This window comes from Serpentinimonas maccroryi (assembly GCF_000828915.1).
Lineage (GTDB): Bacteria > Pseudomonadota > Gammaproteobacteria > Burkholderiales > Burkholderiaceae_C > Serpentinimonas > Serpentinimonas maccroryi.
The window spans coordinates 1,824,360-1,848,390 of sequence record NZ_AP014569.1 but is presented as its reverse complement, the minus strand read 5'-3'; the positions used below and the strand labels follow the sequence as shown (position 1 = coordinate 1,848,390).

At 63.1% G+C, this 24,031-nt stretch carries 17 protein-coding genes and 1 tRNA gene; 5 read left to right on the top strand and 13 right to left on the bottom strand.

The window, feature by feature from the left end:
• Nucleotides 1-14 precede the first annotated feature (14 nt).
• The 6 genes from icmF to SMCB_RS08490 form a co-directional block, all read right to left on the bottom strand.
• Nucleotides 15-3,440, bottom strand: coding sequence for a fused isobutyryl-CoA mutase/GTPase IcmF (icmF, locus tag SMCB_RS08510; RefSeq protein ID WP_045536304.1), 3,426 nt, complete (start codon nt 3,438-3,440; stop codon nt 15-17).
• A 182-nt stretch (nt 3,441-3,622) separates the two neighbouring features.
• On the bottom strand, nt 3,623-4,342 hold the full coding sequence (locus SMCB_RS08505; protein ID WP_034110731.1) for a Crp/Fnr family transcriptional regulator: 720 nt from the start codon (nt 4,340-4,342) through the stop codon (nt 3,623-3,625).
• 99 nt (nt 4,343-4,441) lie between these two features.
• Complete coding sequence (locus tag SMCB_RS08500; protein ID WP_045536301.1) at nt 4,442-5,275, bottom strand: response regulator; 834 nt, start codon at nt 5,273-5,275, stop codon at nt 4,442-4,444.
• Complete coding sequence (locus tag SMCB_RS08495) at nt 5,272-6,954, bottom strand: PAS domain-containing hybrid sensor histidine kinase/response regulator (RefSeq protein WP_045536299.1); 1,683 nt, start codon at nt 6,952-6,954, stop codon at nt 5,272-5,274. Before SMCB_RS08495 ends, SMCB_RS08500 begins: the two co-directional genes overlap by 4 nt.
• A 40-nt stretch (nt 6,955-6,994) precedes the next feature.
• Nucleotides 6,995-7,144 (bottom strand): lmo0937 family membrane protein, encoded by a 150-nt coding sequence (locus SMCB_RS12730; protein WP_144400319.1) that lies wholly within the window; start codon nt 7,142-7,144, stop codon nt 6,995-6,997.
• A 57-nt stretch (nt 7,145-7,201) separates the two neighbouring features.
• Entirely contained in the window at nt 7,202-7,435 is a 234-nt protein-coding gene (locus SMCB_RS08490; RefSeq protein ID WP_045536297.1) for a glycine zipper 2TM domain-containing protein, read from the bottom strand.
• 333 nt (nt 7,436-7,768) lie between these two features.
• Here SMCB_RS08490 and SMCB_RS08485 point away from each other — a divergent pair, with 333 nt between their 5' ends.
• From SMCB_RS08485 to SMCB_RS12505, 3 genes are read left to right on the top strand one after another with little or no spacing between them, the layout of a single operon-like run.
• On the top strand, nt 7,769-11,533 hold the full coding sequence (locus SMCB_RS08485) for a DUF6079 family protein (protein WP_231851188.1): 3,765 nt from the start codon (nt 7,769-7,771) through the stop codon (nt 11,531-11,533).
• 14 nt (nt 11,534-11,547) lie between these two features.
• On the top strand, nt 11,548-12,288 hold the full coding sequence (locus SMCB_RS12725; RefSeq protein ID WP_144400317.1) for a hypothetical protein: 741 nt from the start codon (nt 11,548-11,550) through the stop codon (nt 12,286-12,288).
• Nucleotides 12,285-15,008: a DNA methyltransferase gene (locus tag SMCB_RS12505; RefSeq protein ID WP_045536295.1), complete on the top strand. Its 2,724-nt coding sequence runs from the start codon at nt 12,285-12,287 to the stop codon at nt 15,006-15,008. The genes SMCB_RS12725 and SMCB_RS12505 overlap by 4 nt, the downstream gene beginning before the upstream one ends.
• 250 nt (nt 15,009-15,258) lie before the next feature.
• On the opposite strand, the gene SMCB_RS08475 is transcribed toward SMCB_RS12505, so the two are convergent.
• The 6 genes from SMCB_RS08475 to SMCB_RS08450 all read right to left on the bottom strand — a co-directional run bounded on the left by SMCB_RS08475 (nt 15,259) and on the right by SMCB_RS08450 (nt 20,021).
• Nucleotides 15,259-15,349: transfer RNA gene (locus tag SMCB_RS08475), tRNA-Ser, on the bottom strand.
• 126 nt (nt 15,350-15,475) lie between these two features.
• Nucleotides 15,476-16,882 (bottom strand): tryptophan--tRNA ligase, encoded by a 1,407-nt coding sequence (locus tag SMCB_RS08470; protein ID WP_045537906.1) that lies wholly within the window; start codon nt 16,880-16,882, stop codon nt 15,476-15,478.
• A gap of 28 nt (nt 16,883-16,910) precedes the next feature.
• Nucleotides 16,911-17,579: a site-2 protease family protein gene (locus tag SMCB_RS08465; RefSeq protein WP_034114573.1), complete on the bottom strand. Its 669-nt coding sequence runs from the start codon at nt 17,577-17,579 to the stop codon at nt 16,911-16,913.
• A gap of 52 nt (nt 17,580-17,631) precedes the next feature.
• Nucleotides 17,632-18,267 carry an L-threonylcarbamoyladenylate synthase gene (locus tag SMCB_RS08460; protein ID WP_045536292.1) on the bottom strand — a complete coding sequence of 212 codons (636 nt, stop codon included), beginning with the start codon at nt 18,265-18,267 and terminating at the stop codon, nt 17,632-17,634.
• Between the two features lie 16 nt (nt 18,268-18,283).
• Complete coding sequence (locus SMCB_RS08455) at nt 18,284-19,177, bottom strand: DMT family transporter (RefSeq protein ID WP_231851187.1); 894 nt, start codon at nt 19,175-19,177, stop codon at nt 18,284-18,286.
• Nucleotides 19,167-20,021, bottom strand: a complete 855-nt coding sequence (locus SMCB_RS08450; protein WP_082027320.1) for a 3',5'-nucleoside bisphosphate phosphatase — start codon at nt 20,019-20,021, stop codon at nt 19,167-19,169. Before SMCB_RS08450 ends, SMCB_RS08455 begins: the two co-directional genes overlap by 11 nt.
• A gap of 116 nt (nt 20,022-20,137) precedes the next feature.
• Here SMCB_RS08450 and murJ point away from each other — a divergent pair, with 116 nt between their 5' ends.
• The gene (murJ, locus tag SMCB_RS08445) at nt 20,138-21,703 is read left to right on the top strand and encodes a murein biosynthesis integral membrane protein MurJ (RefSeq protein ID WP_045536288.1); all 1,566 of its coding nucleotides are present in this window, start codon (nt 20,138-20,140) and stop codon (nt 21,701-21,703) included.
• Between the two features lie 38 nt (nt 21,704-21,741).
• Here the strand turns inward: murJ and purM are convergent, their stop codons facing one another.
• The gene (gene purM / locus SMCB_RS08440) at nt 21,742-22,794 is read right to left on the bottom strand and encodes a phosphoribosylformylglycinamidine cyclo-ligase (protein ID WP_045536286.1); all 1,053 of its coding nucleotides are present in this window, start codon (nt 22,792-22,794) and stop codon (nt 21,742-21,744) included.
• Nucleotides 22,795-22,860: 66 nt separating this feature from the next.
• Between purM and SMCB_RS08435 the strand changes: the two genes are divergently transcribed.
• Nucleotides 22,861-24,030 carry an AI-2E family transporter gene (locus SMCB_RS08435; protein WP_082027319.1) on the top strand — a complete coding sequence of 390 codons (1,170 nt, stop codon included), beginning with the start codon at nt 22,861-22,863 and terminating at the stop codon, nt 24,028-24,030.
• Nucleotide 24,031: the final 1 nt, after the last annotated feature.

Genomic DNA, 24,031 nt, shown 5'->3' with positions numbered 1-24,031 from the left:
CGGCAGCCAAAGGTTCACATACTGCGCCGGTACTGCCCCCCGACTTCGAACAGCGCCTGCGTGATCTGCCCCAGCGAGCAGCAGCGCACGGCCTCCATCAGCACCTCAAAGACGTTGCGCTCTTCGATCACCGCCTGCTGCAAGCGCTTGAGCATGGCCGGGGCCGCAGCCGCGTGGCGCTCGTGGAAGGCCTGCAGGCGCTGCAGTTGCGACTGTTTTTCGGCCTCGGATGAGCGCGCCAGCTCGATCTGCGCCGGCACCGGGTCGCCGTGTGGGTTGCGAAAGGTGTTGACGCCGATGATCGGGTAGGCGCCGCTGTGCTTGAGCTGCTCGTAGTGCATCGACTCGTCTTGGATGCGCCCGCGCTGGTAGCCGGTCTCCATCGCGCCCAGCACGCCGCCGCGCTCGCTGATGCGCTCAAACTCGGCCAGCACCGCTTCTTCCACCAGTTCGGTGAGTTCGTCGATGATGAAAGCGCCTTGGTTCGGGTTTTCGTTTTTCGCTAGGCCCCACTCGCGGTTGATGACCAGTTGGATCGCCATGGCGCGGCGCACCGATTCTTCGGTCGGCGTGGTGATGGCCTCGTCGTAGGCGTTGGTGTGCAGGCTGTTGCAGTTGTCATAGACGGCGATCAGCGCTTGCAGCGTGGTGCGGATGTCGTTGAAGGCGATCTCTTGCGCGTGCAGGCTGCGGCCGCTGGTCTGTACGTGGTATTTGAGCTTTTGGCTGCGCTCGTTGGCGCCGTATTTGTCGCGCATGGCCACGGCCCAGATGCGCCGCGCCACCCGGCCGAGCACGGTGTATTCCGGGTCCATGCCGTTGCTGAAAAAGAACGACAGGTTGGGCGCAAAGTCGTCGATGTGCATGCCGCGCGCCAAGTAGGCTTCGACGAAAGTAAAGCCGTTGGAGAGCGTAAAGGCCAGTTGGCTGATGGGGTTGGCGCCGGCCTCGGCGATGTGGTAGCCGCTGATGCTCACCGAATAAAAGTTGCGCACGTCGTGGTGCACGAACCATGCGGCGATGTCGCCCATCACTTTCAGGCTGAACTCGGTGCTGAAGATGCAGGTGTTCTGGCCTTGGTCCTCTTTGAGGATGTCGGCCTGCACCGTGCCGCGCACGTTGGCCAGCACCCAAGCGCGGATTTTGGCGGCTTCGGTGTCGGTGGGCTCGCGGCCGTTGTCGGCTTTGAACTTATCGAGCTGCTGGTCGATGGCGGTGTTCATGAACATCGCCAAAATGGTGGGCGCCGGGCCGTTGATGGTCATCGACACACTGGTGCTGGGGCTGCACAGCTCGAAGCCGCTGTAGAGCACTTTCAGGTCGTCGAGCGTGGCGATGCTCACGCCGCTGTTGCCCACTTTGCCGTAGATGTCGGGCCGTGGGTCGGGGTTGGCGCCGTAGAGCGTGACCGAGTCGAAAGCCGTGGACAGCCGCTTGGCCTCCATGCCGGACGAGAGCAGCTTGAAGCGCCGGTTGGTGCGAAAGGCGTCGCCCTCGCCGGCGAACATGCGCGTCGGGTCTTCGTTTTCGCGCTTGAAGGCGAATACGCCGGCGGTGTAGGGGAAGCTGCCGGGCACGTTGTCGAGCAGCAGCCATTGCAGGATTTCGCCCTCGTCTGCGTAGCGCGGCAGCACCACTTTGCGGATTTTGCTGCCCGAGAGCGTGGTGTGCACCAGCGCGGTGCGGATTTCGCGGTCGCGGATTTTCACCACGTACTCGTCGCCGGCGTAGGCCTGCTGCATCGCCGGCCACTGCGCCAGCAGCTTGCGCGCCGCCGGGTCTAGGCGCTGCTCGCGCTGCTCGGCCAGGCTAAGCGCAGCCGCAGCGGCGGCTTGGGCGGCATCGTCTGCCGCAGCGGCTTCGTTCGGGCAGCGGGCGGCGTCGGCGCGCAGCATGGCGCTGGCGGCGCGCAGTTGCTGGATCTCGCGCGCCAGCCGCGCCTGCGCGCGCGCCTGCTGCTTGTAGCCGCGCACCGTGGTGGCGATTTCGGCCAGGTAGCGGTTGCGCGCCGGCGGCAGCACCGGCGTCTGGTTGGAGCTGTGGCGCACCGCCACCGGGGGCAGGCGGCTGCCTTGCGCATCCAGCGCCAGGCCCAGCGCCGCCAGCCGCGGTTTGAGCGCCTGGTAGAGGGCGCTCACGCCGTCGTCGTTGAAGCGGCTGGCGGTGGTACCAAAGACCGGCATCTGCTCCGGGCTCTGGTTCCAGGCTTGGCGGTTGCGCTGCACCTGTTTGCAGACGTCGCGCAGCGCGTCGAGCGCGCCTTTGCGGTCGAACTTGTTGATGGCGACGAACTCGGCAAAGTCGAGCATGTCGATTTTTTCGAGCTGGCTGGCGGCGCCAAACTCGGGCGTCATCACGTACAGCGGCACATCCACCAGCGGCACGATGGCGGCGTCGCCCTGGCCGATGCCCGAAGTCTCGACGACGATCAGGTCAAAGCCCGCCACCTTGCACGCCGCCAGCACATCGGGCAGGGCGGCGCTGATTTCGCTGCCAAAGTCGCGCGTGGCGAGGGAACGCATGAAGATTCGAGCCCCCACGCTTGGCGCTGGCGCGCCGTCGCTGCCCCCCGAGGGGGCGCTCGCCAGCTTGGGGCGGCCCGGCGCTGGCTCGGTGGCCTTGTCTCGGGTGGTGCCCCATTCGCCAATGGCATTCATGCGAATGCGGTCGCCCAGCAGCGCGCCGCCGCTCTTGCGCCGCGAGGGGTCGATGCTGATCACGGCCACGCGCAGCGCGTCGTCTTGGTCTAGGCGCAGGCGGCGGATGAGCTCGTCGGTGAGCGACGATTTGCCCGCACCACCGGTGCCGGTGATGCCCAGCACCGGCACCCGGCGGCCTTGGGCGCCCGCGTGCAACTGCTGCACCAGCGCGGCCGGGGCGGCGCCGTTTTCCAGCGCCGTGATCAGCTGCGCCAGCGCGCGCCAGGCGGCATCGCTGTGGCCCTCGATCGCTGCCGGCGTCTGCGGCGCGTAGGGCGTGAGGTCGAGGTCGCAGCGCATCAGCATCTCGCCGATCATGCCCGCTAGGCCCATGCGCTGGCCGTCTTCGGGGCTGAAGATGCGCGCCACGCCGTAGTCCATCAGGGTGCGGATTTCACCCGGCACGATCACGCCGCCGCCGCCGCCGAACACCTGCACGTGCGCGCCGCCGCGCTGGCGCAGCAGATCGACCATGTACTGAAAATACTCCACATGCCCGCCCTGATACGAGCTGATGGCGATGCCCTGCACGTCCTCTTGCAGGGCGGCCGTCACCACCTCCTCGACCGAGCGGTTGTGCCCCAGGTGGATGACCTCGGCGCCCATGCTCTGCAGCAGGCGGCGCATGATGTTGATGGCCGCGTCGTGGCCGTCGAACAGGCTGGCGGCGGTGACAAAACGCACCTTGTGGCGCGGGCGGTACTCGGCCAAGGCTTTGAAATCGGCGTGCAGGTCGGTCATGGGCGGCGGTCTCCGGTGTGGCCGCGTGGCCGTGCGGGCAGGGCGGCACGGCTGCTGGGCTCTGGTGGGTTGTGACAGGCGATTGTCGATCCGCGCACTTTAATTGACGTTTACGTAAACGTCAATAGGGAGTCATCGCGCCAGCCCCCCAAGGCGCGTCAGCGCGTAGTCTGATCACGCGCTCAAGCCGCTGGGCGTGGTGGCAGCAGGCGCTCGTATTCTTTTTTGACCACGGCGTAGCATTCGCAGACGCGGCCTTCGAGCGCTTTTCGGTCCAGCACCGTGATGTGCCCGCGGGCGTAGCGGATCATGCCAAGCCGCTGCAGCTTCAGCGCCGCTTCGGTCACGCCTTCGCGGCGCACGCCCAGCATGTTGGCAATGAGCTCGTGCGTCATCACCAGTTCGTTGCCGCTCAGACGGTCCAAGCTCAGCAGCAGCCAGCGGCAGAGCTGCTGGTCGAGCGCATGGTGGCGGTTGCACGCCGCCGTCTGCGTCATCTGGGTGATGAGCGCCTGGGTGTAGCGCAGCAGCAGGTGCAGCACCGGGCCGGCGCGGTTGAATTCATCCTTGATGTCGGCCGCGCGCAGACGGTAGCCCTTGCCAGCGCTTTGAACCACGGCGCGGCTGGGTGTGGTTTCACCGCCCATGAACAGCGCGATGCCGACCAGGCCTTCGTTGCCCACCACCGCGATCTCGGCCGAGGCGCCGTTTTCCATTACGTACAGCAGCGAAACGATGGCATCGATGGGGAAGTACACGTGCCCCATCTTGCTGCCCGATTCGTACAGCACCCGGCCCAGCGGCAGATCGACCACCTCCAGCAGCGGGCCAATGCGCTGCCATTCGGGCATGGGCATGGAGGCGAGCAACTGGTTGGCCGCTTGGTCGGGAGGGATGCCCATGTGTCTGTGCTCTCGATAGGGGGGTTCAAGCCCGGGGCGCCAAGGTGCGGCTTTTTGGTCTGCAGGCGCAGTATGCACCGCGATCAAGCCATCAGCCCCTCAGACCTTCGGCAGCGTGAGCACCTCGACGCCGAAACCCCGGTAGCCGGTGAGGGTGCAGCGGGTGTCGAACACCGGCGTGCCGCTCACGCGGTACTGGCGGGTGGTGCCGTCGGGCAGCGACTGGTTGAGCACCATGTCTAGGAAGGGGCTGCGGGCGGCGATGCGGTCCAGCAGCTTTTGGCGCTCGGCCTCGTTCCAGCCGGCGCTGGCCGTCGGTGACGCACCGTCGGCCAACACCGAGTCTTGCAGTCCCAGCATCTCCAGCACCGGGCCGGATACTTGGGTGAAACGGCCCTCGCCGTCTTGCTCCCAGTGCCAGTCGGTGGCGAGCTCGGTCAGGGCACGGTAGCGCGCTTCGCTCTCGAGCAGTTCGGCGGTGCGCTGCTGCACCCGTTGCTCCAAGACCAGGTTGTGTTGCGCCAGTTGGCGGTGCAGCAGGCGCACTTCGATCAGGTTGCGGATGCGCGTCTGCACCTCGACCAAGTCGAAGGGCTTGCTCACGAAGTCTTTGGCCCCAGCTTGCAGGGCGCGCAGCTTGTGGCCCGGCTGTGCGGTGATCACCAGCACCGAGAGGTAGTCGCCCTCGGCGGTGCCCGCCTTCAGCGCCTCCATCACTTGGAAGCCGTCCATGCCGGGCATCTGCAGGTCCAGCAGGATCAGGTCGAACGGCGCCTCGCGGTGCAGCGCGGCCACGGCCGTGGGGTCCATGGTGCTGAACACCTGGCTGTAGCCCACGCCGTGCAGCAGCTCATGGAGCAGCGCCACGTTGGCGGGCTGGTCGTCCACGATCAGGATGCGCGCGTCGAGCATGTCTTGTGGGCTGAGGGTCATGCGGGTTCCTGTAGGGTGGCCGGGTCGCCGCTGCTGGATGGCGAGCAGGCCAAGGCCGCCTCCAGCGCGTCCATGAGCTGGTTGACCTTGATCGGTTTGGTGAGGTAGTTGAAGAAGCCCGCATCCAGGGCGCGCTGGATGTCGCGCGGCACGGCATTGGCGCTCAGCGCGATGATCGGGATGTGCGCCGTGCTCGGGTCGGCGCGCAAGATTTTCATGGCCTCGATCCCGCTGATACCGGGCAGGTTGATGTCCATCAGGATCACCGCGGGCTGGTAGACGCGGGCGAACTCGATGCCCAAGCTGGCGTCGGCCGCGCCGAGCAAGCGCAGGTCGGCGCGCCGGCCAATGATCAGCTCCACCAACTCCAAGTTGGCTGGGTTGTCTTCGACGTACAACAGGGTGTGCAGGGGGGGGGCCTGCGGTGCATCGGGGCGCAGCGGGTCGGCGCGGGGGGTGTCGCCGTCTGTGGGGGCGCGCAACGGTGCGGCGGTGAGCGCCATCTGAACCCAGAACACGCTGCCCACGCCGGGTGTGCTGTCCACACCGATCTGGCCACCCATCAGGTGCACCAGGCGCTGCGTCACCACCAGGCCGATGCCGGTGCCCTCTACGTCACCGTTCTCCTGCCCGAGCCGGTTGAACGGCTGGAACAGCTGCGCCTGCTGCGCGGCCGAGAGCCCCGGGCCGGTGTCGCGCACGCTGATGCGGATCGTCTCGGGTGTGGCGAGCGTGCACTCCACCGTCACGTGGCCGCCCGGCTGGTTGTATTTGATGGCGTTGAACAACAGGTTGATGAGCACCTGCTTGAGCCGCGTGCGGTCGGCCTTCACGCAGCGCGGCTGCTCCAGCCGGGCAAAGACCATGCCGATGCCGCGCTGCTGCGCCTGCGGCTCCACCATGGCCCGGCATTCGGCCAGCACCTCGGTCAGCGACACCGGCTCGCCCGACAGCGTGAGCTTGCCGCTCTCGATGAGCGCGAGGTCCAGGATTTCGTTGATCAGCTCGAGCAGGTACCAGCCGGCTTTGAGGATCTGCTCGATGCTGCGCTTTTGAGTCGGCGTGGGCAGGGGCGTGCCCGATTCGAGCAGCTGCGCAAAACCGAGGATGGCGTTGAGCGGTGTGCGCAGCTCGTGGCTCATGCTGGAGATGAAATCGGTCTTGGCGCGGTTGGCCTGCTCGGCCGCGGCCATGGCCTCGTTGAGCTGCAGCTCGCCGCGCTTGCGCACCGAGTTGTCGGAGCCGATCAGCAGGTAGCCAATCAGATCGCCGTAGTCGTCGCGCAGCGCGGTGATGGAGACGATCGCCGGGAAGCGGCTGCCGTCTTTGCAGATGTAGGTAAGCTCGTAGACGTCTTCGATGCCGCGCGAGGCCTTGAAGGCCAGCGCCTCGAAGCCCGGCGCGATCGGTGTGTCGAGCTCCAAGCTGAGCGCCATGGCACGCACCCGCACTTCTTGCGGGTCGTGCATGTCGCTCGGGCGCACCCGGTTGACCACCTCGACGGCGCGGTAGCCCAGCATGCGCTCGGCCCCCACGTTGAAGAGCTGGATGATGCCCTTTTCGTCGGTCGCGATGATCGAAAAATTGGCGCTGGTGAGAATGGCGTTCTGCAGCGCGCCGGCCTTGAGCAGCGCGTTGCGTTGGCGGCGCTTGGGGGTCCACCCCGGGGTCTGTGGCATCGTGGTGTGCTGGTGTTGGCCGCCCCGTGGACGGATGGCGTCAGAGCGGGCGGCGTCCGCTGATCACGCGCAGCAGCACCACCACCAAGGCGATCACCAGCAAGACGTGGATGAGACCGCCCAGCACGGTCGATGTGACCATGCCCAGCAGCCAGAGGATGAGCAGCACGAGCGCAATGGTGTAGAGCATGGTGAGGCCTTGGTTGGGGGTTTTTGGTTGTGCGGGGTGATGCTGGCGCGCGGCCGTTTATTTTCTGGGTTCGACTTGGCTGCCGATCACACCGCCGATGGCGGCGCCCCCCAAGGTACCGAGCGTGCCGCCGCCGGTGAGCACGGCGCCACCGACGGCCCCCACGCCCGCGCCGATGGCGGTGTTTTGGTCTTGGCGCGACATGCCGGCGCAGGCGCTCAGGCCTATGACCAAGGTCAGTGCGATGGCCGTGGCCAAGCCACGGGGAACGAGGAGCGGGTTCGTGTTCATGAAATACCTTTTGGAGGGAGCAATGGAGGGCTAGGGCAACGCGGCGGTTCAGTTACCCTAGGGCTGCTCCGCATGGCGGGCCGGGTTCGCATCCGGTGCCATTGCGCTCAATGTAAAGCCGGGCTGCCCGCGCGTCTGTGCGCTAGCGCACCTTGCGGCCGCCGACAATCTTTCAATCCTTCATTCAAGGCTTGAAAGATTTGCACTATCCTTTCGCCTGTTACACCCCCACGGCAATGTCGATGGCATCAAGTCTAGGCACCAGCGGAATCACAACGATCGGGCCAAGTCGCCGACTACCTGATAAAAAGAGAATGGGGAAGAGGGAGCCCTATGGCCCAGAACATGAAATACAGAGATCTGATCCAGTTCGAGCAGATCGAGTCAGTCATTCAGCTGCTCGATGCCGGACGCCCTGACGAGGCCAAGAAGCTCGTCGCGACCTACGTCATCTCCGACGACATGGCAGAGCGGATCTCCAAGCTCATGGTGCCCCAACTCAGTTTCGACGATTCCGTCGATCACAAGGGCGTGCTGATCGTCGGCAACTACGGCACCGGTAAGTCGCACTTGATGTCGGTGCTGTCCCTGGTGGCCGAGGATGCGGCCTACGCGCCGATGATCCGCCACCCCAAGGTGGCCGAGGCGGTGGCTCCTATCGCTGGGCGCTTCAAGGTGCTGCGCATCGAGGTGGGCGGGCTGCAGATGCCGCTGCGGCAGATCATCACCCTGCAGCTTGAGCGTTTCCTGGAAAAAATCGGCGTTGACTACACCTTCCCGACCGCCGACAAGGAGCTCAACAACAAGCACTCCTTCGAGGAGATGATGGCCGCGTTTGGCGAAAAATTCCCGGACCAGGGTGTGTTGCTGGTGGTCGACGAGTTCCTGGAGTACCTGCAGTCCCGTCGCGACCAAGAGCTGGTGCAGGATCTGGCCATCCTGCGGCAGATCGGCGAAGTCACCAAGCACCTGAAGTTCCGCTTCGTGGCCGGTGTACAGGAAGCCATCTTCGACGGCGCGCGCTTCCAGCATGTGGCCGACAGCATGCACCGCGTCAACGAGCGCTACACGCAGATTTTCATCGACCGCCAGGACCTCAGCTTCGTCGTCTCTGCGCGTCTGCTTAAGAAGACGACCGACCAGCAGCACAAGATCCGCGCATACCTCACACCGTTCGCCAAGTTCTACGGCTCCATGAACGAGCGCATGGACGAATACGTGCGCTTGTTCCCGGTGCACCCGGATTACCTTAAGACCTTCGAGCAGATCCAATTCACCGAGAAGCGTGGCGCGCTCAAGACCATCGAGGCCGCCATGCTGGCCATCCTCGACCAGGAAGTGTCCGCCGACCAGCCGCTGTTCATCAGCTACGAGAGCTTCTGGAACACCATCAAGGCCAACTCGGTCTTGCGCGCCGACCCCAGCATCAAAGAAGTGATGCGCGTGTCAGAAGTGCTGGAGTCACGCGTGCAGCAGGCCTTCACGCGCCCAGCCTACAAGGCCATGGCGCTGCGCGTCATCAACGCGCTGGCCGTACACCGCCTGACCACGGGCGGCGACATCCACGTGCCCATTGGCCCCACCGCTGCCGAGCTGCGCGACGCCCTGTGCCTGTTCCAACCAAGCGTGGAAGACATGCCGGGCGATCCGGCCGAGAACCTGTTGTCGATGGTTCAGACCGTGATGCGCGAAGTGATCAAGACCGTCAATGGCCAGTTCATCACCAAGGCGCCGCATGGCGGCAACACCGGCGAGCAGTACTACCTCGACCTCAAGAAGGACATCGACTACGACGCGCAGATTGAACAACGCGCCCAAGCCCTTGCGCCCGATGCGTTGGGCCGCGCTTACTACAGCGCCGTCAAGGCGCTGATGGAGTGCAGCGACGACCTGCGTTACCCCGGCTTTCAGATCTGGCAGTACCCGCTCGAGTGGCAGGAGCGGCGTGTCGAGCGCATCGGCTACCTGTTCTTCGGCGCGCCGAACGATCGCCCCACGTCCCAGCCCGAGCGCGACTTCTACATTTACTTTATCCAGCCGTTCACCAAACGCAGGTTCGATGACAACAACCTGCCAAACGAGGTGTTCTTGCGCCTCACCGGGCTGGACGACGAGCTCAAGCGGCACCTGTCATCCTACGCGGCGGCACTCGATCTGGCCTCCACCGCCAGCGGCGGCGCCAAGGCCATCTACCTCTCCAAGGCACAGGACTTCCTGCGCGCCATGAGCAAGTGGCTGCAAGAAAAGCAGCTGACCGCCTTTGAGGTCACCTACCAAGGCAAGAAAAAGAACCTACAAGAGTGGGTCAAAGGCGTGTCGCCGCGCGACCGGGCGCGGCTGGGTGCGGACGAACGCCGCCACTTTCGCGACGTGGTCAACACCGTCTCAGGCTTGGTGCTGAGCCAGCACTTTGCCTGTATCGCGCCCGAATACCCCACCTTCACGGTGCCGGTCACCGAGGCCAACCGCAAGCAACTGGTGGGCAACGCGCTTAGGTTGCTGGCTGGCGGCACGCGCACCAAAGATGCGCTCGCCGTGCTCGATGCGCTGGAATTGCTCGATGGCGACCGCGTCGATCCGGCCAAGTCCCGCTACGCGCAGGAAGTGCTCAACCGCCTCAAGGCCAAGGGCCATGGCCAAGTGCTCAACCGCAGCGAGCTGCTGTCGGGCACGTCTGACCTTGAATATTTCGCGCCAAGCAAGTGCCGGCTGGAACCCGATCTGCTGCTCACCGTGCTGGGCAGCCTCGTCTACTCCGGCGACATCGTGCTGTCGATCAACGGCGACAAGATCGATTCCAGCAAGCTGGCGCAACTGGCCGAACGCTCTATCGAAGAGCTGAAACAGTTCAAGCACGTCGAGGCGTCCAAGGAGATCAACCTCGCGGTGCTGCGCGCCTTGTTCGAGTTGTTTGGCCTGCCGTCCGGCTTGGCTCAGAAAGCCAACCAAGGGGACACGGAGCCGGTCATCAAACTGCAGCAGACAGTCAGCGCGCTGGTGCCGCGCGTGCTCAAGGCCGGATCCGACCTGCAGCAAGGCAAGCTCGGCTTCTGGGGCCAGAATCTGCTGCACGAAGAACAAGCCAAAGACTGGTACGCCCGGCTCGATGCGCTGAAGAAGTTCGCCGAGTCGCTCACGCCCTACAACACCGTCGGTAAGTTCAAGAATCTGCGCGTCACCCAGGAAGATCTGTACGGCCAGAAGAAGAATTTGGAGATCCTGGCCGCCGTCGAGCGTCTGCTCGAACTGGTGGTGGAACTGGGCAGCACGGCGTCCTACCTCTTGCAGGGCGAGATGGTGTTGCCCGCCGAGCACCCTTGGGTGAAGCAGGCCGAGACCGCCCGCAAGGCCATTTGCGAGCAGATCAGCCAAGACCGCACCACCGAGCACGCGGCCCTGATTTTGGGTAATGGCCGGCAGATACTCAACCAGCTCAAGAAGGGCTACATCAGCGCCTACATCGCCAGCCACAGCAAGGCGCGGCTGGGCGTGGCCGAAGACAAGACCCGCAACGCGCTGCGCCGCGACGACCGCCTGCTGGCGCTGCGCCTGCTGGCCGGCGTGTCGCTACTGCCCACCAGCCAGCTCACCGCCTTCGAGGAGTCGCTGAACGGCCTGAAGAGTTGTTTCTCGCTGGCTGAGCCCACGCTGATGACCGCGGCGGTATGCCCGCACTGCCAGTTCCGCCCGTCTGCCGAGCCGTTGGAGCTGATCCCTGCCGCCAACCGCCTGCACAAGCTCGACAACGACTTGGACCAGTTGCTAGCCAACTGGCAGCAGATCCTGCTGGAGTGCCTAGAAGATCCGTTCACGCAGGAGAGCCTGCGCCTGATGCCGCCCGCATCCAAGAAGCTGATCGACGCCTTCCTGGCTTCGCGCCAGCTGCCGGCCCCGATGACCAGCGAGTTCGCCAACGCCGCACAGAAGGCGCTGTCGGGGTTGGAGAAGATCGAGGTCAAGGGCGACGAAATCAAGCAGGCACTGCTGCAGGGTGGTTTGCCGGCCACGCCGGACGATTTGCGCATGCGCTTCGATGTTTTAATGAACAATCTCTGCAAAGGAAAAGACTCCATCAAGCTTCGCATCATCATCGAGTAAAGGTCAGGACTGAAATGGAAACAGCAATCACCAAACTGCTCAGCGAATTTCCTGTGATCGAGGAAAAATGCAGACAAAACCGAGTGCCCATCAACCTCCAAAAGTTAACTGCAGAGGCTGAAGCATGGCTTTCTAGGCAGCAGAAAGAAGACATTTCATACAAGCATGATTTGATTTCTCCACACGGACTGACGATTGAGCTCACGTTGGCTGAGCTCAAATATGCCTTCGCCGTCGGAACCGTTAGAACGTGGTTCAATGAAAAAGTGATGGGATGGAAATATCGGCACTCCGGGCTACCAAGCCAACTTGCGCATTCAATAGGCCAAGCCGGCGAGATGGCTCTATCAAAATATCTGCAATCTAAGCAAATCAAGTTTTCTGGTGCGCCTGTCGTGGTGGCCTCCAAAAGCGAATTTAGGCAAGACCTCACCATAAACAGAAAAAGTGTAGGAATCAAGACTGCAGCCAAACGTTCATACCTTGATATTATTCGGCGTGGAACCTCTTACTATCCAGCAAAAATGCTGGACGGCGAGTCATTGCGTGTACTTTCATATCCGGAGCTGTTAATTCAAATCGGCGTGGATTCCTCAACAGGAGCAGTGGCAATCCTCGGCTGCATAACCAGAGGTGAAATAATGGCGTCACCCACAGCCAATATTTTCAACAAGCCAGCTCACGTTATTCCAATCGTAAGTTATGCTTCATTTGATGATATTTCCTGGCTTCAGCGGTTGGGAGCGAAGGAGTGACTGAAATTTTTAATGAAAAAACCATTGGATCGATTGAATGCCTAGGAAAAAAATTCCCCAGCGAAGAAGCAAGAAGGGACTTTTATCTCGAGATTCTGGCTGAGAGACTAAAAGACCCGACATTTAGGGGAATAGAAGGATTCCCAGTAGGATCAGATGAGGCCATACTGGCTCTATCAGACCCCCCGTATTACACCGCCTGCCCGAACCCATTCATAAAAGATTTTATTGAGTTTTATGGCAAGCCAATAATTGAAGCATCGAAATACGATGTCACGCCATTCTCTTTGGATGTCGTTGAGGGCAAGAATGATCCGCTGTATGCAGTTCCGTCTTACCATACCAAAGTCCCGCCAAAGGCCATTCAGAACTACTTGCTCCATTACACAAAACCCGGCGATCTGGTTCTGGATGCATTCTGCGGCACAGGCATGACAGGTGTGGCAGCGGCAAACTGCGCAAACCCTGGCAGAGACTTAACTGACAGATTTTCTGTTTACGAAAAAGGCGCGCGCCGAGCGATTCTGGTGGATCTGTCGCCAGCGGCAGCATTCATAGCATCAATAATGAACTCCCCCCTTGATGAGCATTTGTCTAGTGGGGTCAGCGGTGTTCTAGGCGAATTCATCAAAAAAGAGATTCTTCCGCTATATACATTCAAGAGCGGAAATGCGGTAGATCACTTTGATTACGCAGTATTTTCGGACTGGGGCGAATGCGCAAACTGCGGTGGCAGTTTTTTGTTGTATGACGTCATTATTGATACCAAAAAACCGTGCATTTTAAGTGAGTATCCTTGTCCTCATTGCGGCGCAATCATCAAATCGGAGTCGGCCAAAAAGAGCTTTGAGGCCGTATTTGATCCATGGATCAACGACACAACCCGTCTTGCCAAGACATCCATGGTGTTGATTTCAAAAAAGGTAGGAAATCGTGCAATCCGCACAAAACCTACTGAGCTAGACGTCAGGCACTATGAGGAAGTTGGCAGCCGGGTGGTTTCTCTGGTTCCGGCCAAACTAGAATATACGCACATGACCCATGAAAGGAACAACTTACCCGAATACTGGGGGATCACCCACATTCATCACTTCTATACAAGGCGAAACTATTATTCCTTGGCCAGAATAGCAGGCATCAAGGATGCGCAGTTAAGGCGGGCTGCTTTATTTTGCGCGTTGACGATTATGGAAAATAATGCCACTCGCCGCAATCGGTTCTATATTGACAAGCGGCGCCCTAATGGCTCCCCTATTGGTCCGTTGTCCAACACGTTATACGTTCCAACATTGCAAACCGAAACAAACATTGGGAGAAAAATGCTTCAGGTGCTTGAGAGTTTGCAAAAAGTGCACTCATCATGGCCAAAGACCAGGTCGATCGTATCAAACCAAAGCGCAACAAACCTTGCGCAAATACCAGATGCAAGTATAGATTTTATCTTTACAGACCCCCCATTCGGGGGGAATATTAACTATTCTGAGCAGAACATTCTCTACGAATGGTGGCTTGGAATTAAAACCAACAACCAGGCTGAGGCCATAACCAACTCGGTGCAAAAAAAGAGAATTCAAGAATACACTCATTTATTGACTCTTGTCTTTTCTGAATATGCACGTGTTTTGAAGCCGGGTCGTTATATCGTCGTCGAGTTCCATAATTCATCCAACACCGTTTGGCATGCCATACAGCACGCCCTTGAAAAGTCTGGCCTAATTGTGGCCAATGTTGCATTGCTTGACAAGATACAGACAACACTCCATCAGGATCATAAGGCTGCAGCTGTGAACAAAGACTTGGCCATTACTGCATATAAGCCAATAGAGTCGCTGATCAGAAGCTGTGTCCTCAATTCACAAATCAGCCAGTCTGTTTGGGATTTTGTAAAAGAGCACCTCAAGCATATACCGATAATTAAGGAGCGCGACGGCCTTATTAATTACATCTCAGAAAGAGATCCACGGGTTTTATTTGATCGGATGGTCGGGTGGTTTATTAGGCAAAACGTATATGTTCCTTTGTCACATCAGGAGTTCCGTGCGGGACTTGTTGAGAAATTTCTAGAGAGAGATGGCATGATTTTTTTGCCAGATCAAGCAAAGGAGTATGACAAGAGGCGTGCGTCTGTTTCTACGGCTCCACAAATGGAGCTTTTTGTCTCTGATGAAAGAAGCGCGATTGAATGGCTGACTAACTTCCTTAAATCAAACCCTTCAACCTATCAAGAGATATATCCAGAATTTACGGCGCAACTCGGTGCAGGCTGGAAAAAGCACGAATCAAAACCAGAGCTTCAGCGTCTTCTTGAGGATAACTTTATTGAGTTTGATGGCTTCGGCGAATGTCCATCGCCAATCCATATCTATCTTTCAAGTATTTTCAAAGATATGCGCGGGCTTGATAAGTCAAATCCATCGTTGCTGCATAAGGCGAAGAACCGTTGGTATGTACCAGACTTCAACAAGGCGCAGGATCTTGAAAAAAAGCGGGAAAAATCGCTACTTAAAGAATTTGAAACATACAAGACCTTCACAGGTCGCAAGATTAAGGAGTCGCGTTTGGAGGTCCTGCGTGCTGGTTTCCGCGCTGCCTGGGCCGCCAAGGACTACAAGACCATCATCGGCATCGCCAACAAGCTGCCTGAGGATACGCTACAAGAGGACGAGAAGCTGCTCACTCTCTATGACCTCGCGCTGACCCGTGCCGCGGATGGGATCTGAGCGGGGTCGTCAGCGGGTTCTCCATCGGCGACTGGTGCGATTCCACACGGAAGGCCTCACCGGTCTCTAGACCCCTAGCGCCGTACCGCCCTGAGAAAAGTCAGGAGGTTCTGAGACGAAACGGGGTTTGAGACGAGTTTCGAGGGTGGGTGGCCATGGGGTCAGTCAGGAGCCCATAGCAAAAAGCCCCGCGTGCTGCGGGGCTCTGTACGCCTTCTAGGCTGGCTGAGCAGGTTTGAAGGGTTGGTTGTGGCGGAGAGAGAGGGATTCGAACCCTCGATACGGTACAACCGTATACCGGATTTCGAGTCCGGCGCATTCGACCACTCTGCCATCTCTCCGCGTGTCGAGCCTGCAATTGTAGCAGGCTCAAAACCGACCCTCGCAGGGCCATGGCGAGCCGGCGGACTACTACCGGGGCCGCTAGAGACTCTCACAAAAGCCTAGAGGGTCTGGGGTGCTGCGCGCTAACCGGCTGTCCGCAGCGCTGCCAAGGCGGCGTCGGCTTGGGGCGCACCCGCATCCGCATCGGCATGCTGCGCACCCAGTTGCAACAGCGGGTGCAGTTCGGGGCAGGCGCTGTAGCCGGCGGCTTTGAGGCGGGCGATGGCTTGCGCCGCTTCTTGCGGGGTGGCAAAGCCCAGGCTTTTCAGCAGCAGCTGGCCGCGTGCATCGGTGAGCTTGAAGGCAAAGCGGCCGTCGGGTTCGCGGTACTGCTTGAAGGTGGGCAGGGCGGCTTTGGCGGCAGGGGCGTTGGCTGCTGCGGGGGCCGCTAGGCCGCCACCAGCCAAGGCTGCCGCCGCACCATCATCCCCCGCCGCGGCAGTACCCGACCCGGCTCTGGCAACCGAGCCCAACGCAGCACCCCCCACCAGCGGCCGCAACCCCACCGCATGGCGCAGGCGCTGGACAAAGGGCGTGGCGCTGCGCCGCGCCTTGGCGGCGCCGGCTTGCAGCAGCGCTTCCACCTCGTGCGGGCGCGCCATGAGCTCGAGGTAGCGCGCGCGCAGCGGCGCGATTTCGGCCTCGATGCGCTCGTACAGCAGCTGTTTGGCTTCGGCCCAGCCTATGCCCTGTGCATAGGCGCGCGCCAGCGCGGCGCTTTCGTCGGCGCTGGCAAAGGCCTGGTAAATCTGGAACAGCGCCGAGCCCTCGGTCTGCTTGGGCTGGCCCGGCGCCAGCGAGTCGGTGACGATGCCGAAGATCAGTTTTTTGAGCTGCTCGGGCGGCGCAAACAGCGGGATGGTGTTGTCGTAGCTCTTGCTCATCTTGCGCCCATCGAGCCCGGGCAGGGTGGCCACTTGGGCCTCGACCACGGCCTCGGGCAGGGTGAAGTGCGGGCCGTAGAGGTGGTTGAAGCTGGAAGCGAGGTCGCGCGCCATTTCGATGTGCTGCACCTGGTCGCGCCCCACCGGCACTTGGTGCGCGTTAAAGAGCAGGATGTCGGCGGCCATCAGCACCGGGTACATGAACAAGCCGGCGCTCACGCCCTCGTCGGGCTCAGCGCCGCTGGCGGCATTTTTGTCCAGCGCCGCCTTGTAGGCGTGGGCGCGGTTGAGCAGCCCTTTGCCGCAGACGCAGGTGAGCAACCAGGTGAGCTCGGTGGTTTCGGGAATGTCGGACTGGCGGTAAAACGTGACGCGCTGCGGGTCGAGGCCGCAGGCCAGCCAGGTGGCGGCGATTTCGAGCGTCGAGCGCTGCACGCGCTCGGGTTCGTGGGTGGAGATGAGGGCGTGGTAGTCGGCCAGAAAATAAAAGGCATCGACGCTGCCCAGCGCGCTCGAGCGCAGCGCCGGCCGGATGGCGCCCACATAATTGCCCAAGTGCGGGGTGCCCGAAGGCTTGATGCCGGTGAGAACGCGCAAGGTTTGCATGAAGGGTTCGACCAAAAAGGGGATAAATCTACAGCAGCAGCCAGCGCAGCGGCGTGAGCACGGTTTGGATCAGGTCGGCCGAAAGCGCCATCAGCGGGCGCAGCCAGTAGGTGCCCAGCAAACCGGTGAACAGCAGCACCAGCACGATGATGAAGCCAAAGGGTTCGATGCGCGCGACGGCTTGCGCCGGTTGCGCGGGCAGCAGCCCGACCAAGATGCGCCCGCCATCCAGCGGCGGCAGCGGCAGCATGTTGAGCACAAACAGCACCAGATTGACCAGCAGCCCGGCTTGCGACATTTCGAGCAAAAACGGCTCGTGGATGCCCAGCGCCAGCAGCAGGTAGCCAAAGATCACCCACAGCAGCGCCTGCACCACGTTGGAGGCCGGGCCGGCCAGCGCCACCCAGACCATATCGGTTTTGGGGCGGCGCAGGCGCGCGGCATTCACCGGCACCGGCTTGGCGTAGCCAAACAAAAAAGCGCCGCTGGTGGCAAACAGCAGCAGCAGCGGCAGCGCGATGGTGCCCAGCGGGTCGATGTGCTTGGCCGGGTTGAGCGTGATGCGCCCCAGCATCCAGGCCGTGGGGTCGCCAAAGTAGCGCGCCGCGTAGCCGTGCGCGGCCTCGTGGATGGTGATGGCAAACAACACCGGCAGCGCAAAGACGGCGATGGTTTGCAGCAGGGCGGCGATGTCCATGGGGTGTATTGTCTCAGCAGTGCAGCGGTGCGGCGTATGGGCTCGGTGGGGCTTACAACCCGAGCGCGGCCAAGCTGCCTTGGCCCTGGCGCAGCAGCTGCGGCGCCTCGCCCTGGGCCATGGGCGTGAGGTCGAGCACGGTGGTGGGCTCCAGCGCACAGGCGCCGGCGTCGATCACGGCGGCCAGGCTGTGCTCGAGGCGCTGGCGGATTTCGTTCGCATCGTTCAGGGGCTCGCTGGCGCCGGGCTCGATCAGGGTGGTGCCCAGCAGCGGCGCGCCGTGCAGTTCCAGCAGCGCTTGCAGCACCTTGTGCGCCGGCACGCGCAGCCCGATGGTTTTGCGCGCCGGGTGGCTCAGGCGCCGCGGCACCTCTTTGCTGGCCTCGAGCACGAAGGTGTAGGGGCCGGGGGTGCCGAGTTTGAGCAGGCGAAACTGGGCGTTGCTCACGCGTGCGTAGCTGGCCAGCTCAGACAGGTCGCGGCACAGCAGCGTGAGCGGGTGCTTGGCATCGACGCCGCGGATGCGGCGCAGGCGCTCGACCGCGTCTTTGTCGTCGAGGTGGCAGACCAGCGCGTAGCTGGAGTCGGTGGGCAGCGCCAGCACGCCGCCCTGGTGCAGCGCCTGCACCGCTTGCTTGAGCAGGCGCGGCTGCGGATTGTCGGGGTGGAGTTGAAAATACTGCGACATGCGTACAGGGTAAAAATCAGTCGATTTTGGGTTGGCGCGCCGTGAGCCAGACCAAGGTGGCGCCGCAGAGCACGATCAGACCCATGCCCACCCAGGCCCACAGCCCCGGCAGGTGGCCAAACAGCAGCCAGCCCAGCAGCAGCGCAAAGCCCACTTGCAGATACATGTAGGGGGCTAGGGTAGAGGCCGGCGCGCGCGCAAAAGCCTGGATGAACAAAAAATGCCCCACGGTGCCGCACAGCCCCGCCAGGCACAGCAGCGCCAGCGTGCGCAAGTCGGGGATGGTCTGCCAGACCCAGGGCAGGGCCAGCGTCATCAGCGCGGCCCCGGTCCAGCCGGTGTAGCAGTGCATGGTCATGGCGTCTTCGCTGCGCGCCATGCGGCTGGTCAAAATCTGGAACGCGGCGTACAGCAGCACCATGAGCAGCGGCACCAGCACAAACCAGCCCAACGCGGCCCCGGTGGGCTGGATGATGAGCAAGGCCCCAGCAAACCCGCCCCAGACCAGCAGCCAGCGCAGGCGGCTCACGGCTTCGCGCAAAAACACGGCCGCCAGCAGCGTCACCACCAGCGGCGTGAGCATGATCATGGCGGTGAACTCGCCCAGCGGCATGTGCTGCACGCTGACAAAGCTCAGCGTGCTCACCGCCAGCAGCAGCAGCCCGCGCAGCGCGTGCAGCAGCGGCTGGCGCGTGGCCAGCGAACGCCAGCCGCGCGTGGGCAGCACCACCGCGGCCATGACCAGCGCCTGAAAGGTGTAGCGAAACCACACCACCATGAGCACCGAGATGCTGGCACCCAGCAGCTTGACGGTGGCATCCAGCGCCGCAAAGCAGGCCACCGCCAGCACCACAAAGGCAATGCCCAGCAGCGCGCGTGGCTGCACCAAGCGCGCGGCTTCAGTGGACACGGTGTGCCAGCAAATCCCACACCGGCTGCAAGCGCGCGTCGAGCGTGGGCAGGGCGCCGAGCTCGCAGTGGCTCTCGCCGGGGCTGTGAAAGTCGGAGCCGCGCGAGGCCGCAAGGCCAAACTCGAGCGCCATCTCGGCGTACTGGGCCGCTTCGGCGCTGCTGTGGCTGCCGGTGAGCACCTCCACCGCTTGCCCGCCATGGGCCTTGAATTCGCTGAACAGCGCGTACTCTTGGGTGGCGTTGGGGTGGTTGTAGCGCGCCGGGTGCGCGATCACCGCCACGCCGCCGGCCTCGACGATCCAGCGCACCGCGTCGCCCAAGCTGGCCCAGCGGTGTGGCACGAAGCCGGGTTTGCCGTCGGTGAGGTATTTGCGAAACACCTCTTGCACGTCTTTGCACACCCCGGCCTCGACCAGGTAGCGCGCAAAATGGGCGCGCGAAATCAGCTCCGGGTTGCTGACGTATTTGAGCGCCCCCTCGAAGACACCGGGGATGCCGACCAGGCGCAACTGCTGCGCCATTTCTAGTGCGCGCTCGCTGCGGCCGCTGCGCGTGCGCTCCAGGCCCTGCAGCAGTGCCGGGTGGGTGTGGTCAAAACCGAGCCCGACGATGTGCACCGTGAGCTCGAAAAAGCTGACCGAGATCTCGGTGCCGGTGAGGTAGGGCAGCGCCAAGGCGCGCGCGGCGTCGATGGCGCGCTGCTGGCCGCTCACTTCGTCGTGGTCGGTCAGGGCCCAGAGCTCGACCCCGTTGGCTTTGGCGCGCGCCGCCAGCACCTCGGGCGTGAGGGTGCCGTCGGAAACGGTGGAGTGGCAGTGCAGGTCGGCGTTGAAAATCGGCATAAGAATCATTTTATAAGCGCCCGACCGCCCGTAGTCACCCGCGCATCCCCTCGAGGGGTGGCGAGCGCAGCGATCGTGGGAGCAATTCATTCTAGTGCCAAGGCTACACTCGCGCTGTGTCGCTCTTTAAATCCGCCTCAGTCGTCTCGCTGCTCACCCTGCTGTCGCGCATCAGCGGTTTGGTGCGCGATCTGCTCATCGCCGCCACCTTTGGCGTGAGCGCCATGACCGACGCTTTCAACGTCGCCTTTCGCATTCCCAACCTGCTGCGGCGCCTGTTTGCCGAAGGCGCCTTCAGCCAGGCGTTTGTGCCGGTGCTGGCCGCCACCCGCGCGCAAGAGGGCGATGAGGCCACCAAAGACCTGATCGACCGCGTGGCCACGGTGCTGGCTTGGGCGCTGACGCTGACTTGCATCGTGGGCGTGCTGGCGGCACCGCTGCTGGTGTGGGCCATGGCCTCCGGGCTGGCGCGCGACCCCTACACCTTTGACGTGACGGTGGCGCTGACGCGCTGGATGTTCCCCTACATCGGCTTCATGTCGCTGGTGGCGCTGGCGGCCGGGGTGCTCAACACCTGGAAGCGCTTTGCCGTGCCGGCGGCCACGCCGGTGCTGCTCAATGTCGGGCTGATCCTAGCGGCGGCTTGGGGCGCGCCGTGGTTTGAATCGATGGGCATCGAGCCGATCATGGCGCTGGCCGGTGGCGTGTTGCTCGGCGGCACCTTGCAGCTGGCGGTGCAGCTGGCAGCCCTCAAGCGCCTGGGGCTGCTGCCGCGCGTGGCACTGCGCTGGTCCAAGGTGCGCGCGGCCTGGCAGCACCCGGGCACGCAGCGCATCCTCACGCTCATGCTGCCAGCGCTGCTGGGGGTGAGCGTGGCGCAGATTTCGCTGCTCATCAACACCCAGATCGCTTCGCACCTGGCCACCGGCAGCGTGAGCTGGCTCACCTTTGCCGACCGGCTGATGGAGTTCCCGACCGCGCTGCTGGGGGTGGCGCTGGGCGTGGTGCTGCTGCCGCAACTGGCGGCCGCCAGCGCCGCCGCCGACCCGACGCGCTACAGCCAGATGCTCGACTGGGGCCTGCGGCTGGTGCTGGTGCTGGCCGTGCCCAGCGCGGTGGCGCTGCTGACCATCGCCGTGCCGCTGGTGGCGGTGCTGTTTCATTACGGCGCCTTTACGGCCTTTGATGTGCGCCAGACCGCGCTGGCCCTGATGGGCTACGGCGTGGGGCTGGTGGGGCTGATTGCGATCAAGATTCTGGCCCCGGCCTTTTACGCCAAGCAAGACATCAAAACCCCGGTGCGCATCGCCATCGTGGTGCTGGTGCTGACGCAGGTGTTCAACCTGCTGCTGGTGCCCACCATGGCGCACGCCGGGCTGGCGCTGGCCATCGGGCTGGGGGCCCTGATCAACGCCGGCTGGCTGCTGATCGGGCTGCTGCGCCGCGGTTCCTACCAACCGCAGCCGGGCTGGCTGGTGCTGGCGCTGCAGGTGCTGGCCGCCAGCGCGCTGCTGGCGCTGTTTTTGCTGTGGGGCAGCAGCCAGTTTGACTGGCTGCACGAGGATGTGGTGGTGTGGCAACGCCTGCTGGCCATGCTCGGGCTGATGGTGGGCGCGGCGCTGGTCTATTTTGGCACCCTGCTGCTGGCTGGGGTGAAGCTCAAGCGGCTGGTGCGGATGTAGCCGGGAGCCGCGCCGCTGCGGTTTGCTGCGGTTTGGGGTTAGCCCACCCGCACCGCCGCCCCGGTGCCGCGCGCCGCGATCTGGCCGATGGCGTACACCGTTTCACCTTGGGCGCGCAAGGTGGCGGCCACCGCGTCGGCGGCGGCGGCATCGACCACCAGCACCATGCCGATGCCGTTGTTGAAGGTGCGGTTCATCTCGAAATCGTCGATGCCGGCGCTGCGCTGCAGCCAGGCAAAGAGCTCGCTCTGCGGCCAGCTGCCCGACACCAGTTCGGCTGCCAAGTGATCGGGCAGCACGCGCGGAATGTTTTCCAGCAAACCGCCGCCGGTGATGTGCGCCAGCGCCTTGATGCCGCCCGCTGGCGCATCGAAGGGGTGCTGCGCCAGCGCCTGCAACACGCTGCGCACGTAGATGCGCGTGGGCGCCATGATGGCTTGGCGCAGCGGCTGGCCGTCGAGGGTGGCGGGCAGCTTGGAGGCCTCGCGCTCGAGGCACTTGCGCAGCAGCGAAAAGCCATTCGAGTGCACGCCGCTGGAGGCCAGGCCCAGCACCGCGTCGCCGCTGGCCACGGTCTGTCCGGTGAGGATGCGCGCTTTTTCCACCGCCCCGACGCAAAAACCGGCCAGATCGTACTCGCCCGCCGGGTACATGCCCGGCATTTCGGCGGTCTCACCGCCGATCAGGGCGCAGCCCGCCAGTTCGCAGCCGCGCGCGATGCCGCCCACCACCGCCGCCGCGGTATCGACATCCAGCTTGCCGCAGGCAAAGTAGTCGAGGAAAAACAGCGGCTCGGCGCCTTGCACCAGCACGTCGTTGACGCTCATGGCCACGAGGTCGATGCCCACCGTGTCGTGCAGCTGCCACTCGAAGGCCAGCTTGAGCTTGGTGCCCACGCCGTCGGTGCCCGAGACCAGCACCGGTTCGCGGTAGCGCTTGGGCACTTCAAACAGCGCGCCAAAGCCGCCGATGCCCGCCAGCACGCCTTCGCGCAGGGTTTTTTTGGCCAAGGGCTTGATGCGCTCGACCAGCGCGTCGCCGGCCTCGATGTCAACGCCGGCGTCTTTGTAGGAGAGGGGTGTCGTGGTCATGTGATGTGGGCACTATAGAATGTGTTGATTTTACCGGCCTGCCTTCCCACCTTGTCTGCCCCTCCGATGTTGCTCACCCCTGCGCAGTTGCGCGTGCTCGCCTGGCTCAGCTTGGCCGTGGTGGCGTGGCTGCTGCTGGATCTGCTGGCCCCGGTGCTGATGCCCTTTTTGGTCGCGGCGGTGCTGGCCTACGCCCTGCACCCGGCGGTGGAGCGCCTGCATGGGCGCGGGGTGCCGCGCTGGGTCGGGGCCGGGCTGGCGCTCACGTTGCTGCTGCTGGTGCTGCTGGCGGTGATGCTGCTGATCGTGCCCGTGATCACGCACCAGGTGCCGCTGCTGCGCGACCAGATTCCGCTGCTGCTGGAAAATTTCAACGCTTGGATCGGCCCTTTGGCCGCGCGTTTTGGGCTGAACGCGCAGATCGACGTGGCGATGGTGCGCGAGCTGCTGCAGCGGCTCATCAGCGGCGAGGAGGGGCAGTGGATCGAGTACCTGTTGTCGTCGTTGCGCATCGGCGGCAGCGTCTTGCTGGCGGCGCTGGGTTTTCTGGTGCTCACCCCGATTGCCGCCTATTACCTGTTGCTGGACTGGGACTGGCTGGTTGAAAACACCAAGCTGCTGGTGCCACCGCGCTGGCGCGCCCCGACGCAGCGTTTTCTGGACGAGACCGACCAGGTGCTGGGGCAGTACCTGCGCGGCCAACTGCTGGTCATGAGCAGCATGGCGGTGTTTTTTACCGTCGGCCTGATGCTGGTCGGGCTCGATCTGGCGCTGCCCATAGGTGTCTTTACCGGCTTGGCGATGTTCGTGCCCTTCCTCGGCTTTGGCGTCGGGATGGTGCTGGGCCTGCTGGCAGCGCTGCTGCAGTTTGGTGATCTGTGGGGGGTGTTGCTGGTGGGCGCCGTCTTTATGCTGGGTCAGACCCTAGAGAGCATGTTCCTGACGCCGCGCCTGCTGGGCGGGCGCATCGGTATGCACCCGATCGCCGTGATTTTTGCCCTGATGGCCTTTGGGCACCTGTTTGGTTTTATCGGGGTGCTGATCGCGCTGCCGGTGAGCGCGGTGCTGGTGGTGGCGCTGCGCCGCTTGCAGGCGCTGTACCAAAGCAGCGCGCTCTACACCGACGGCATGGAGCGGGTGCCTGCGCCTGCCGCTTTCGCTGATGCCGCCCCCGCCACAGGGCCGGCCTTGGCGACCCCGCCCGTTGCGCACGCCCCCGGGAACCCGCCCACCTGAG